Consider the following 13,895-nt stretch of genomic DNA (forward strand, 5'->3'; position numbering starts at 1 on the left):
CTAGTTCCCGTCGGGTTCGGCGTACTCCTCGGGCCGGCGGGCGGGGGCGGTCGGCTTGGTGTGCGGGGGCAGGCTCAGCTCGGCGACCCGTCGCAGCAGGCCCTCCCGGAAGCCGGTGACCTGTCGGGCCAGTTCACGGCGTCGGCGCCGCTGGTGGCGGTGGGCGGTCTCCAGCGTGCCCAGCGCCAGCGCGGCGCCGGTCAGGACGGCGACCCCCATCACCACGTACCGGCGGACCGTCCCCTCGCCCGCGGCGGTGTAGGCGAGCCCCGACGCCACGAACAGCGCGGCCGTGAGCGCCAGCCAGAGGACGTAGCCGGCGAACAGCCAGGGATGGTCCTGGCTCAGCCACGCGCGACGCGTCCGCCCCGCCTCGCGCTCCGTGCGCCGCACCGCGCCGGCGATGTCGTCGAGCTCCCAGGCCGCCTTCTCCCGCTGTTCGCGCGAGAGCGGGGCCGTCATCCCGTCCAGGCGGACATGGAGCCGGGCCACCGCCCGGCGCAGTGCGGCCCGGTGCACCCGGTCGGGCAGCCGGTGGGGCCAGCGCGCCCACAGGTCGTCGTCCCGCTTCCTGAGGCGCAGGTGGGTGACGGCCGCGCGGGCGACGGCGACCCCGAGGACCAGCAGCAGCGGAAGGGCCACCGCCATGCCCTGGTCGCCGCGCACCGCCCCGTACCCGCCGAGCAGGACGATCCCCAGGCCGATGGGCCAGGTGTGCCGGATGTACGTCCGGTGCCGGACCGCGTGCAGCTCGCGCTCCAGGTCGTCGACGGACCGCCGGACCAGCCGGGCGGCGGCGACCGCGACGAACGGCGCGCACAGCAGGACCGTGGACATCAGGGCGGCGCTCAGGGTGTACGGCAGGACGTCGGTGCCGGCCCAGCTGTCGTCCTGCGGCAGGGCGGGCACCCCGGCCAGCACCGCGCAGGCGAGCAGCGCGGTCAGAACGCCGAGCCACCGTCCGGGGCGCCTCCCGCGCTCCTCGGGCGCCGGGACGGGCCGCCAGTCCGGGCGCACCAGCCCTTCCAGCACGGCGATCAGTTCCGCGAGGTCCGAGGCCCGATGTGTGCGGCGCAGCGGCTGGCCGTTGCGGCCGACGAGTTCACGGATCGAGGGCGGCAGCTCCGCGGGCCGCGGCGCGGTGACCCCGTCCAGGAACACCGGGATCAGCACCTTGCCGCTCGCCAGGGCCTGCTCGATCTCCCGGCGGACCCAGTCCTCCGCGTCGTCCAGCCGCCGCGCCCCGGACACGTCCCGGACGTCCGCCCACCCCGGGTGGATCACGGCGAGCAGCACCTCGCAGTCGTCGACGCGCGCCCGCAGCGTGTCCGAGAAGCGCTGCCCCGGCACGATGGACGGCCGGTCCAGGAAGACCTGGCCCCTGCCGAAGTGCCGGTCGAGTTCCGCGTAGAGGTGTTCCACCGTCTCCGAGTGGTCGCCTCTGCGGTAGTTGATGAATACGCCGCCCATGGGGCCGTTGCTACCAGAGAAACCGCCGCGTCCGTGCCCGGTTCACCCGTACGGGCCCCAGGCCCTGTCGGCCTAGCCGGAGTGCAGCATCAGCCCGATCCCCACCACCAGCAGCCCCGCCGCGGCGATCCGCGGCATCCCGAACCGCTCCTTGAAGAACACCGCCCCGATCGCCGCGCCCACGATGATGGACGACTCGCGCAGGGCCGCGATGGGGGCCAGTTCCGCCTTGGTCTGGGCCCACAGGACCAGCCCGTACGCGGCGACCGAGAGGGCGGCGCCCACGAGCCCCAGGACCGCGAACGGCCGGAGCGTGGGCACCAGTTGACCGCGCCAGCGGTGGGCCGCGTACGCCGGGAGCACCAGGCCCTGCACCGCCATCAGCCAGGCGATGTACCCGAGCGAGGACCCGGAGGCGCGCACGCCGAGTCCGTCGACGACGGTGTACGCCGCGATGGCCAGCCCGGTCGCCAGCGCCGCCCCGATCGCGGCCCAGTTCGGCCGGTTCCCGCGAAGCCCCCACAGGGCCACGCCGGTCAGCCCGGCACAGGACACCGCGATACCGGCCGCCGCCCAGCCGTCCGGCACCTCGTGCGCGAACACCGCGGCGAGCACGGTGACCACGAGCGGCGCGGTGCCGCGCGCGATCGGGTACGCCTGGCCGAAGTCGCCCAGCCGGAAGGACTTCATCAGCAGCGCGTAGTACGCGATGTGGATGCACGCCGAGGAGAGCAGATACGGCCACGCCCCGGCCGCCGGGAACGCCGCGAACGGCACCATCGCCAGCCCGATCAGCATCCCGCCGCCCGCGATGAGCGTGAACCCGACCAGCTTGTCGGTGATCTTGTGCGCGATGGCGTTCCAGCTGGCGTGGGTGACCGCGGCGAGCAGGACGGCCGTGGTGACCAGTGGGGTCACGGGGTCTGCTCGCGGACGTCCACCAGTGTGGCGCCCGCGTGGGCGATCAGTGTCTTGGGTTCCATGGGGAAGACGGTGTACGGGGTGCCGGCCGCCGCCCACACGACGGCGTGGTCGAGCAGCGAACGGTCCGCGAGGACCCGGGTCCTGGTCCGGTGCCCGAAGGGCGGCACCCCGCCGATGGCGTACCCGGTCGTCTCCCGTACGACGTCCGCCTTGGCCCGCGTCACCTTTGCGGCGCCGATCTCCTGCCGCACCCGCTCCACGTCCACCCGGGACGCGCCGTCCATGAGCACCAGGACCGGCACTCCGTCCGCCGCGAAGATCAGCGACTTGCAGATCTGGCTCAGCTCGCAGCCGATCGCCGCGGCCGCCTCGGCGGCGGTACGGGTGGCGTCCGGGAAGCGGCGGATCTCGGCATGCAGCTCACCGAGGCCGAGGGTGTCGAGGGCCGCGGCGAACAGGGGGTGGGCTCCGGAGTCCGGGGCGTCGGTGGTCGTCATGCACGGCACGCTAGCGGCCGGTGCGGAGGGCAGGCGACCCAGTTCCCGGCCCGGGTGCGGCTCAGGCCCTGTCCGCCGGTACGGGCCCCTCGAACGTCACCGCCTTCGTCTCCGCCACCCCGGCCGTGCGCCCCGGGGCCGCCTGCCAGCGCCAGTACAGGTTCGTGTGGGCGATGACCTGCTCCGGCGGCGGGGCGCCCCACGCGCTCTTGTCGCCGGCGGTGTGGGCGTCGCCGACCAGCGTCACGTCGTAACCGCGGGTGAACGCCCCGTGGATCGTGGAGCGGATGCAGGCGTCGCTCTCCGCGCCGCTGACGACGAGGCGTCCGACGCCGGCGCCGGCGAGGACCTCCTCCAGGTCGGTGCCCTCGAAGGAGTCGCCGTAGTTCTTGTGGACGAGCGGCTCGGAGTCGCGGCGGGACAGCTCCGCGACGTACTTCCAGTCCTCGCTGCCCCGGGGCAGGTCCTCGTCGGAGTGCTGGACCCAGACGACCGGTATCGCCTCGGCGCGGGCCCGGTCCACGAGGGCGGCGATGTTGGCGACGACCTCGTCTCGCCGGTGGGCCCCGGCGACGACGCCGTTCTGGACGTCGATGACGAGCAGTGCCGTACGGGAGCGATCAGGCAGTGTGGTCATGCTCGTCAGGCTAGCCCCGGGCACTGACAACGCCGAAGCCGTGGTGCGGGGAGCGCACCACGGCTTCGGATCAGGGGTCGGGTCAGACCTGTACGAGCTCCCGGTCCTCGTCCTTCTTGTCGCCCTTGCCGTCGTCCAGGGCGCGCAGCCCCTCGCCCTCGACGTCCACGTTGGGCAGGGCGCGGTCCAGCCACTTCGGCAGCCACCAGGCCTTCTTGCCGAGCAGCGCGAGCACCGCCGGGACGATCGCCATGCGGACCACGAACGCGTCGAAGAAGACGGCGATCGCGAGGCCGAACCCGATCATCTTGATCATCGACTCGCTGGAGCTGATGAAGCCGCCGAAGACGGCCATCATGATGATCGCTGCGGCGACCACGACCCGGGAGCTGTGCCGGAAGCCGGTCACGATGGCCTGGCTCGGGCTCTCGCCGTGGACGTAGGCCTCCCGCATCCGGGTCACGAGGAACACCTCGTAGTCCATCGCGAGACCGAAGACCACGCCGACCATGAAGATCGGCATCATCGACATGATCGGCCCGGTCTCCTCGACACCGATCAGGCCGCTCAGCCAGCCCCACTGGAAGACCGCGACGACGGCGCCGAGCGCGGCGAGCACGCTGAGCAGGAAGCCGAGGGCCGCCTTCAGCGGGACCAGGATCGAGCGGAAGACCACGATCAGGAGGAGGAACGCCAAGCCGACCACCAGGGCCAGGTAGGGGACCAGGGCGTCGGTGAGCTTCTGCGAGAAGTCGATGTTCATCGCGGTCGTGCCGGTGACCAGGACGTTCGCGCCCGTGTCGGCCTTGACATCGGCGCCCTCGGCACGGATGGCGTGCACCAGGTCCTCGGTCTGGACCGAGGACGGCTTGGAGTCCGGGATGACGGTGATCGTCGCGGTGTCGCCGGCCTTGTTGAACTGCGCCGGGGTCACCGTCACGACGTCGTCGAGGCCCTTGATCCTGTCGGTCAGCGCGGCGGCGTCGTCCTTGGGGTCGGCGCTGCCCGCGGCGTCGTACACGACCATCAGCGGGCCGTTGAAGCCGGGGCCGAAGCCCTCCGACAGCAGGTCGTAGGCGCGGCGCTGGGTCGTGGAGGTCGGCTGGGAGCCGTCGTCGGGCAGGCCCAGTTCCAGCTGGGTGGCCGGGACGGCGATCGCGCCGAGGCCGAGCACACCGAGCAGCAGCACGGCGGCCGGGCGGCGGATGACGAAGCTCGCCCAGCGGACGCCGAGCGCGGGCTTGGTCTGCCCCTCAGGAGCCGTCTTTGCCTTGTCGGCCTTGCGCTTCTCGCCCGCCGGACGGACCTTGCGGCCCGCGTATCCGAGCAGCGCCGGGACCATGGTGAGCGCGATGAGGACGGCGACCACGACCGTGCCGGCGGCCGCGAGGCCCATCTTGGTGAGCATCGGGACCCCCACGACCGAGAGGCCCGCCAGGGCGATCACGACGGTGAGTCCCGCGAAGACCACGGCCGAGCCGGCGGTGCCGGTGGCCCGTCCGGCGGCTTCCTCGCGGTCGCGGCCCTCGGCCAGTTCGCCGCGGTAGCGGGAGACGATGAACAGCGCGTAGTCGATGCCGACGGCGAGGCCGATCATCAGCGCGAGCGTGGAGGTGGTGTCGCCGAGGTCGAGCGCGTTGGCGAGGGCGGTGATGGTGGAGACACCGATGCCGACCCCGATGATCGCCGTCAACAGCGGCAGTCCGGCCGCCACCAGCGAGCCCAGCGTGATGACGAGGACGACCGCGGCGAGGGCGATGCCGACGATCTCACCGGCCGCTCCCGGCTCGGCCGCGGCCTGCAGCGCGTCGCCGCCGATGTCGACGGTCAGTCCGGCGGCGCGGGCCTCGTCCCCGGCCTTCTCCAGGGCCTCCCTGGTCGAGTCCGCCAGCTCCATGCCGGGGGCCTCGTACTTGACCGACGTGTAGGCGACCGTGCCGTCCTTGCTCACGGCGTTGGTCGTGTACGGGTCGGTGACGGAGACGACCTCGGAGCCGTCGCGCAGTTCCTCGACGGTCTTGGCGACGGTCGCCTTGTTGGCGGCGTCCGTCATCTTCTCGCCCTCGGGCGCCTTGAAGACGATGCGTCCGGTGCCGCCGTCGGCGCTGGCGCCGGGGAAGCGCTGTTCCAGCAGGTCGAAGGCCTTCTGGGCCTCGGTCCCCGGTATGGAGAAGGAGGTGGACCCGGCACTGGGGGCGCTGGCCGCGCCGACGCCCGCGAGCGTCAGCAGGGCGACCCATATCAGGGCGACGAAATGCCGTCGCCGGAAGGCGAGCCGGCCGAGTTTGTAGAGGAACGTGGCCACGTGGGCGTACTCCCGGTCAGGTCGTTGGGGCGGTGCAGGGAAGGGGTGATCGACCCGGTGGGGACATGGGTGATCGTCCCGACGACTTGAGCGGTGACGTCAGGTGCTGGCTACGGGGAGGGACTCAGGGGGTGGGTACGCCGAGGGCAGGGAGGACCACGGCGTCGATGTACGAGGTGAGGAAGGCCTGGGTGGGCGGCAGCTGGTCGATCATCGTGCGGGTCGCGAACGCTCCGACCAGCATGTGGACGATGTAGTCCAGCGCCGGGCAGTCGGCGCGGACCTCGCCGCGGTCGACCGAGCGCTGCATGACCTTCTTGAACTCGCCCATCTCGGGTTCGACGAGCAGTTCCCTGAAGGCCTGCATCAGATCCGGATTTCCGTGCACGGCCATGGCCAGGGCCCGCATCAGGTCGGAGTTCCGCTCCATCGTGCAGTCGTCCTCGCGGGAGACGAGGGTGATGAGGTCACCCCGCAGGCTCCCGGTGTCGACGTCGGCGGTGCCGCCCGGCTTCTGGCTGCGCATGGCCTTCACCACCAGCTCGGGCTTGCCGCCCCACTGCCGGTAGAGCGTCGCCTTGCTGGACTTGGTGCGGGCCGCCACGGCGTCCATGGTGAGGGCGTCGTAGCCGACTTCGCGGAGCAGTTCGAGCACGGCCGTGTACAGCTCGGCCTCACGCTCCGGGGTGATCCGACTGCGACGCGCCGTCGCGATCTCAGTCATGATTCCCGCCTTCCACTCCGAACGACACGGTTTCGTACATGCCGAATGTAGCGCATCCTCGTTCGAAACGAAACCGTTTCGTACGTGTCATGGCTCACGGCGGATCGGGTCTCGACCATTTTTCATAAGTTGCTCCGGTCCATCCCCCGGAAAAGCATGGGGAGGTGAGCTATCTGCGCCTGCCGCATCTGAGCGGCGACCTCCTGTGTTTCGTGGCCGAGGACGACCTGTGGCTGGCCCCTCTCGACGGGAAGGGACGCGCCTGGCGTCTCACCGCCGACCGCACCAAGGTGGGCCACCCCCGTTTCTCACCCGACGGCCGCCACCTCGCCTACACGAGCTGGCGGAGCCTGGTCCCGGAGATCCATCTGGTGGACGTGGAGGGCGGCCCGGGCAGACAGCTGACGTACTGGGGCTCGGCGGACACCCAGGTCTGCGGCTGGACACCGCCCGAAAGCAACGGAGGCGCCCAGATCCTGGCCGTCGCCTCCCACGGCGAGCCCTTCTCCTACTTCACCTGGGCCTACAAGGTCCCCACCGACGGCGACCCCGGCCGCAAGCTGCCCTGGGGCCCGGTCTCCGACCTCCAGGTCGCCGACCTCGAGGGGGAGCGCAGAACCCTCCTGCTCACCGGCACCCCGCCGCACGAGCCGGCCGCCTGGAAGCGCTACCGGGGCGGGGCCACCGGACGGCTCTGGCTGCACGGCCACCGCCTCCTCGAAGGCCTGGAGGGCCACCTCCACTCCCCCATGTTCGTCGGCGGCCGCATCGCCTTCCTCTCCGACCACGAGGGCGTCGGCAACCTCTACTCCTGCGCCCACGACGGCTCCGACCTGCGCCGCCACACCGACCACGACGCCTTCTACGCCCGGCACGCGGCGAGCGACGGCACCCGGGTGGTGTACCAGTGCGCGGGCGACCTGTGGATCGTCGACGACCTCGCCGGCGAGCCGCGGAGACTCGACGTACGACTGAGCGGGCCCCGCACCGGACGGCGTCCGTACCAGGTGCCGGCCGCCCAGCACGTGGACGGCGTCTCGATCGACGAGACCGGCCGCGCGAGTGCCGTCGTCGTCCGCGGCAGCCTGTACTGGCTGACCCACCGCGACGGTCCCGCCCGCACCATCACCGACACTCCGGGCGTACGGGTCCGGCTCCCGGAGATGCTCGGCTCGGGCGGCCAGGTCGCCTATGTGACGGACGCCGAGGGCGAGGACGCGGTCGAGATCGCCTACCTCCCCCGGGCGACGGGCGACCGCGCCCCCCGGCGGCTGGCCTCGGGCGCGCTCGGCCGGGTCCTGGAGCTGGTCGCCGACCCCCAGGGCGAGCGCCTGGCCATCGCCTCCCACGACGGCCGCCTCCTCCTCATCACCGTCTCCGACGACGCGGAGGAGTCGGGCACCGAGGACTCGGGCGGCGAGGTCACCGAACTGATCCACTCGCTCAACGGCCCGGTCCGCGACCTCGCCTTCTCCCCGGACGGGGCATGGCTGACGTGGTCCCACCCGGGCATCGGCAGATCGCTGCGCCAGATCAAGATGGCCCGCATCGCCCCGAAGGCGGGGGCGGCCCCCCTGATCGTCGACGTCACCAACGGCCGCTTCGAGGACGAGAACCCGGTGTTCACGAGGGACGGCCGCTATCTGGCCTTCCTCTCCTGGCGAGGCTTCGACCCGGTCTACGACGTCCACACCGGGGACCTGTCCTTCCCGCTCGGCTGCCGCCCGTACCTGGTCCCCCTGTCCTCGGCGACCCCCTCCCCGTTCGCCCTGACCCCCGAGGGCCGCCCGGCTGCGGGCGGCCTGGACCCTGCGGAGGACGAACCGGACGACGGCAGCACGGTCACGGTCGAGGTGGAGGGCCTGGAGAGCCGCGTGACCCCCTTCCCGGTCACCGCCTCCAAGTACTCGGCGCTGTACCCGGTGGCGGGCGGCGGACTGGTCTGGCTGCGCTGGCCGATCTCGGGGGCGCTCGGCGAGACGTTCGCGAACCCCGACGACACGACCGGCCGCCCCACCCTCGAGTACTTCAACATCACCAAGGCGAAGAAGTCCGAACTGATCGAGCACCTCGACTGGTTCGCGGTGAGCGGCGACGGCTCCCGGCTGGTCGTCGTCGACGAGGGCGAGCTGCGCGCGGTGCCCGCCACCGAGTCCGGCGACAGCGACTCCACCGTCTGGATCGACGCCCGCCGCATCCTGCACGAGGTCGACCCGGGGGCGGAGTGGCGCCAGTCGTACGAGGAGGCCGGCCGGCTGATCCGCGCGTACTTCTGGGAGCCGGAGATGTGCGGGATCGACTGGGACGAGGTGCTGGCGCAGTACCGTCCCCTGGTCGAACGGGTCGCGACCCCGGACGAGTTCGCGGATCTGCTCCGCGAGGTCCTCGGCGAGCTGGGCACCTCCCACGCCTATGTGACGGCGGCCCGCCGCAACGAGGGCCCGCCCCACTACCAGCGCCGCCAAGGCCTCCTGGGCGCCAACTTCGTACGCCGGGAAGCCGGCTGGACGGTGAAGCGCATCCTCCCCGGCGACTCCTCCGACTCCAAGGCCCGCTCCCCGCTGGCCGGCACCGGCATCCGCGAGGGCGCGGTCCTGACCCACGTGGACGGCCGCCCGGTGGACGAGGTGACCGGCCCCTATCCGCTGCTGGCGGGCGCGGGCGGTACGACGGTGGAGCTGACGTTCGCCCGACCCGTCGCCCACCACCACCCTTCCAAGGAAGGCCCTTCGGGCCCCTCTGTCTCCGCGGAGGGCGAGGGCCGGGCGAGGCGGGTGGCGGTGGTCCCCCTCACCGACGAGAGGCCGCTGCGCTACCAGGACTGGGTGGCCAAACGCCGTGAAGTGGTCCGGGACTTGAGCGGCGGCCGCTGCGGCTACCTCCACATCCCCGACATGGGCGGCTCGGGCTGGGCCCAGTTCAACCGCGACCTGCGCCTGGAGGTCTCCCGCCCCGCCCTCATCGTCGACGTACGCGGCAACGCGGGCGGCCACATCAGCGAACTGGTCGTGGAGAAACTCAGCCGCACGATCCTCGGCTGGGACCTGACGAGAAACGCCCAGCCGGTGTCGTACGCCTCGAACGCCCCCAGAGGCCCGGTGGTCGCCCTCGCCGACGAGGCGACCTCCTCCGACGGCGACATGATCACGGCGGCCTTCAAACTGCTGAAGCTCGGCCCCGTGGTGGGCCAGCGCACCTGGGGCGGCGTCGTCGGCATGACCGGCCGCCACAGCCTCGGCGACGGCACGGTGATCACAGTGCCGATGAACGCGGCCTGGTTCGACGCGTACGGCTGGACGATCGAAAACCGGGGCGTCACACCGGACTTGGAGGTCCTACGAACCCCGTTGGACTGGGCGGAGGGCAGACACGCACAGCTCGACGACGCGGTGAAGCTGGCGGTAGACCTACTGACGACAACACCCCCGGCAACCCCCCCGGACTACACGAACGTACCGAACCGATCAAGGCCGAAACTCCCGCCAAGGTCTTGAGAAGCGCTGGGTGAACCCACCTAGGGGCGCGGGGCTGTATCAATTTGCGGCTCCGCCACGTGGGCGCGACCAACCCCCACCGGCCCGCACCCGACAACGCACCTCAAAAACCGGCAACGCGAACGTGGGGCACCCCAACACACAGGGCACCCCACGTTCAACGGCTCAAGCCAAGCGCAGCGTTACGCGTCGTAGTCGAGGTCGAGACGGTCCTGCTCCTCGCGCTGGATGCGCTCCGCCTCCTCCTCCCGCGGCTTACCGCGCTCGCCGCGCTCCTGGCCACGCTGCGGGCCCTGCTCCTTGGCCTGCTGGGCCTTCTGCTTGGCCTGCTCCTGCCACTGCTCCGACTTGTCCTGGAACTGGTCCTTCATACCCATGTGGGTTCACTCCCGAAGTGGGTGAGGGGATGAGCCCCGTACCGGGGCCTCGACCAGATTCACACGACAGGACACAGTGCGCATTTCGATCAGTTACGGCGCGTAGCGCGCGCCTCCTCATCAGCCGCCCCACCTGCACCGACGAGCCCCGAACGGACCCCCGCCAACCGGTCCCCGAACCGCCGCATCTCCCGCTGCCCGACCGTCCCGATGAGCCCCGGCAGATACCCGCGCACCCCCTGCATCCCGCGCAGCCACCCCTGCCCGTACACATGGCTGGACCGCCGCTCGATGCCGGCCACGATCCGGTCGACCGCCGGGCCCAGCGGATACGTCTTGTTGGCCGGCCACGGCAGCCGCTGCCGCAACTCCCGCATGACGTCGTCCTGATCGGCCCCGCGCACCATGTCGGTGTCGGTCCACGACAGATACCCGACGCCCACCCGCACGCCCTTGTACGCGACCTCGGCCCGCAGACTGTGCGCGAACGCCTCCACGCCGGACTTGGACGCGCAGTAGGCGGTCATCATCGGCGCCGGAGTGATGGCGGCCAGCGAGGCGATCTGGAGCAGATACCCCCGGCTCTCCATCAGCACCGGCAGGAAGGCACGGGCGGTCACCGCGGACCCGATCAGGTTCACCTCGATCACCCGCCGCCAGGCCTCCGGATCGGAGTCGACGAAGGGGCCGCCGCTGGCCACACCGGCGTTGGCCACCACGATGTCGACCTTCCCGAACCGCTCCTTCACCTCCCGCGCGACCTGCGCCATCGCCTCGTGGTCGGTGACATCGGCGTACCAGTGACCGCTGTCGGTGTGCAGCCGCTCGCAGACCTGCTTGAGGGCGTCCGGCTCCAGGCCGACCAGCGCCACCTTCGCCCCGCGCGCGGACAGCTTGCGGGCGAGCAGCTCGCCGACACCGCGTGCCGCTCCGGTGACGACGGCGACCTGTCCTTCGAGGCTGACCCTGCTCATGCACCCTCCTTGATCGTTGCGTACGTCGTCACAAGGTCCCTGATCTTCCCGGTGACCAGCTCGGGCGCCTCCACGGGCGTCATGTGCCCGACGCCGGGCAGCTCGGTGACCCCGACACAGCGGGGCAGCGCCGCCACCAGCGAACGGGCGTGCACGGGCGGCGTCAACCGGTCGGCCGTACCGACGACGACGGCCGTGGGCACCTCCAGGGACCGCACCCCGTGGTCGAGGTCGAGCAGATCGAGGACGTGCGACCAGGAGTACCGCACCGTGCGCGGGCACGCGTGCACGATCCGCGCGCACGCCTCGACCATGTGCGGGGCCGAACCGGGGCCCATCGTGCCGTACTTGAGGATCCGCCGCGCAAGCGGAGTGACCGGTCCGAGCGGCGCCCGCGAGCCGAGGATGTGCTTGGTCAGCCAGGTCCGCAGCCGTCCGGGCCGCATCGGTACGACGGTCGACTCGGCGACCAGCCGCGAGGAACCGGTGCTGCACAGCAGGACGGCGGCGGCGTGCTCCCGGAAGGCCGCCCTGTCGGCCGCCGCCATCACCGTCATCCCGCCCATGGAGTGACCGGCGATCACGGCCTTCTCGCCGGGTGCGAGAGTCGCCTTCAGTACGGCTTCGAAGTCGTCGGCGAGGGCCTCGGTGCTGCATGCCGGGCTCGCCGGGCTGCGTCCGTGGCCGCGCTGGTCGTAGGCGATGACCCGGTGGTCGACGGCGAGGTCGCGTATCTGCGCCGCCCAGAAGGCGGTCGAGCAGGTCCAGCCGTGCGCGAGGACGACGGGGGGCGCGTTCTCGGCCCCGTGCACCTCGACGTGCAGAGGGGCGCCGTCGGCGGAGACGGCGGTCAGCTCACGGGCGGGGACGGGTGGGGCGTAGGGCCCGGAGGAGACGTGCAGGAGCCGGCTCACGCGTTCACCTCTTCCTTGTCGCCCTTGCCCTGCTCGCCTTGCGTGCCTTGCTTGCCCTGCTGGTCTTCCTTGATCGCCTTGGCGTCCCTGCCGCGGAGCACCTCGTACTCGGCGAGGTCCACGCGCCGCGTCGCGCGCCGGAACTCGGTCGTGGTCCCCGGCCAGATGGTGGTGTTGCGGCCGCCCGCGTCGAGGTACCAGCTGGTGCAGCCGCCGGTGTTCCACACCGTGCGCTTCATGCGCTCCTGCACCCGCCGGTTCCAGGCGTGCACGGCGCTCGGCCGGGCGTCGAGGGCGGCGCGGCCGCCGAGGACGTCGAGCTGTCGGACGAAGTCGGCCAGGTAGTTCAGCTGGGACTCGATCATCAGGATCATCGAGGAGTTCCCGAGGCCGGTGTTGGGCCCGATGATCGTCATCCAGTTGGGGAAGCCGGCGGCGGAGGCGCCGCGCAGAGCCTCCATCCCGCCCTTCCAGGCCTCGGCGAGGGTGCGTCCGTCCGCCCCCACCACCCGGTCGGCGATCGGCATGTCGGTGACATGGAAGCCGGTCCCGAAGATGATCGCGTCGACCTCGGCCTCGCTGCCGTCGGCGGCGACGACGGTGGAGCCGCGGACCTCGCTCAGCCCGCTGGCGACCACGTCCACGTTGGGCTGGGCGAGCGCCGGATAGTACGTACTGCTCAGCAGGATCCGCTTGCAGCCGATGCGGTAGTCGGGGGTCAGCTTGGCCCGCAGTGCCGGGTCCTTGATGGCGCGGGCCATGTTGCTCTTGGCCAGCTTCTCGACCAGCCCGAGCTCGTTGGGCCGCTTGGTGAAGGCCTGGACCTGCAACTCCCGGATGCCCCACAGGAGTCCGCGGCGGGCGTGGGTGGTGAAGGGCAGCTGCTGGTGCAGCCGGCGCTCGAAGCCGGTGATGGACCGGTCGACGCGCGGCATGACCCAGGGCGGGGTGCGCTGGAAGAGGGTCAGCTGGGCGACCTCGGGCTGGACGGCGGGCACGATCTGGATCGCGGAGGCCCCCGTCCCGACCATCGCGACCCGCTTGCCGCGCAGGTCGTAGTCGTGGTCCCAGCGGGCGGAGTGGAAGACCTTGCCGGGGAAGGAGTCCAGGCCCGGGATGTCGGGGGTCTTCGGGTCGGACAGCGGCCCGGTGGCGGAGACGACGAGGTCGGCGGAGAGCCGTCCGCTGCTGGTCTCGATGTCCCAGCACAGCCGGTCCGCGTCCCAGGTCATCATCTTGACCTCGGAGTCGAAGCGGAGGTGGGGGCGGAGCCGGAAGACGTCGGCGACGTGCTCCAGATAGGCCCGGATGTGCTCCTGCCCGGAGAAGGTGCGCGGCCAGTCGGGATTGGGCGCGAAGGAGAAGGAGTAGAGATGGGACGGTACGTCACAGGCGCACCCCGGGTAACTGTTGTCCCGCCAGGTGCCCCCGACGCTGCCGGCCCGTTCCAGGACGACGAAGTCGGTCACACCTTCGCGCCGCAGCCGCACGGCGGCCCCGAGCCCCCCGAACCCGGACCCGATCACCGCCACCCGCACATGCTCGTGCTCGGTCATCCCGAAGCCTCCACGCATCGCTC

Annotated in this window: 11 protein-coding genes; 1 reads left to right on the plus strand and 10 read right to left on the minus strand. The window is 71.7% G+C overall.

Annotation, left to right across the window (positions count from 1 at the left end):
• The 6 genes from OG381_RS21020 to OG381_RS21045 form a co-directional block, all read right to left on the minus strand.
• The gene (locus tag OG381_RS21020) at nucleotides 1-1,470 is read right to left on the minus strand and encodes a toll/interleukin-1 receptor domain-containing protein (protein WP_327717605.1); all 1,470 of its coding nucleotides are present in this window, start codon (nucleotides 1,468-1,470) and stop codon (nucleotides 1-3) included.
• 72 nt (nucleotides 1,471-1,542) lie between these two features.
• Nucleotides 1,543-2,388 carry a DMT family transporter gene (locus OG381_RS21025; RefSeq protein ID WP_327717606.1) on the minus strand — a complete coding sequence of 282 codons (846 nt, stop codon included), beginning with the start codon at nucleotides 2,386-2,388 and terminating at the stop codon, nucleotides 1,543-1,545.
• Complete coding sequence (locus tag OG381_RS21030) at nucleotides 2,385-2,891, minus strand: YbaK/EbsC family protein (RefSeq protein WP_327717607.1); 507 nt, start codon at nucleotides 2,889-2,891, stop codon at nucleotides 2,385-2,387. The genes OG381_RS21025 and OG381_RS21030 overlap by 4 nt, the downstream gene beginning before the upstream one ends.
• 61 nt (nucleotides 2,892-2,952) lie before the next feature.
• Entirely contained in the window at nucleotides 2,953-3,528 is a 576-nt protein-coding gene (locus tag OG381_RS21035) for a cysteine hydrolase family protein (protein WP_327717608.1), read from the minus strand.
• An 82-nt stretch (nucleotides 3,529-3,610) separates the two neighbouring features.
• Complete coding sequence (locus OG381_RS21040; protein ID WP_327717609.1) at nucleotides 3,611-5,833, minus strand: MMPL family transporter; 2,223 nt, start codon at nucleotides 5,831-5,833, stop codon at nucleotides 3,611-3,613.
• A gap of 124 nt (nucleotides 5,834-5,957) precedes the next feature.
• Nucleotides 5,958-6,557 carry a TetR/AcrR family transcriptional regulator gene (locus tag OG381_RS21045; RefSeq protein WP_327717610.1) on the minus strand — a complete coding sequence of 200 codons (600 nt, stop codon included), beginning with the start codon at nucleotides 6,555-6,557 and terminating at the stop codon, nucleotides 5,958-5,960.
• Nucleotides 6,558-6,721: 164 nt separating this feature from the next.
• On the opposite strand from OG381_RS21045, the gene OG381_RS21050 reads away from it, so the two are divergent.
• Entirely contained in the window at nucleotides 6,722-10,051 is a 3,330-nt protein-coding gene (locus tag OG381_RS21050) for a S41 family peptidase (protein WP_327717611.1), read from the plus strand.
• A gap of 182 nt (nucleotides 10,052-10,233) precedes the next feature.
• Here the strand turns inward: OG381_RS21050 and OG381_RS21055 are convergent, their stop codons facing one another.
• The 4 genes from OG381_RS21055 to OG381_RS21070 form a co-directional block, all read right to left on the minus strand.
• Entirely contained in the window at nucleotides 10,234-10,428 is a 195-nt protein-coding gene (locus tag OG381_RS21055; RefSeq protein ID WP_327717612.1) for a hypothetical protein, read from the minus strand.
• A gap of 89 nt (nucleotides 10,429-10,517) precedes the next feature.
• A complete protein-coding gene (locus tag OG381_RS21060; protein ID WP_327717613.1) occupies nucleotides 10,518-11,402 on the minus strand; it encodes an SDR family oxidoreductase in 885 nt (294 codons plus the stop codon).
• Nucleotides 11,399-12,316: an alpha/beta fold hydrolase gene (locus OG381_RS21065; protein ID WP_327717614.1), complete on the minus strand. Its 918-nt coding sequence runs from the start codon at nucleotides 12,314-12,316 to the stop codon at nucleotides 11,399-11,401. Before OG381_RS21065 ends, OG381_RS21060 begins: the two co-directional genes overlap by 4 nt.
• Nucleotides 12,313-13,872 (minus strand): flavin-containing monooxygenase, encoded by a 1,560-nt coding sequence (locus tag OG381_RS21070; RefSeq protein WP_327717615.1) that lies wholly within the window; start codon nucleotides 13,870-13,872, stop codon nucleotides 12,313-12,315. The genes OG381_RS21065 and OG381_RS21070 overlap by 4 nt, the downstream gene beginning before the upstream one ends.
• Nucleotides 13,873-13,895 lie beyond the last annotated feature (23 nt).

Origin of the sequence: Streptomyces sp. NBC_00490 (assembly GCF_036013645.1) — a bacterium.
Taxonomy (GTDB): domain Bacteria; phylum Actinomycetota; class Actinomycetes; order Streptomycetales; family Streptomycetaceae; genus Streptomyces; species Streptomyces canus_F.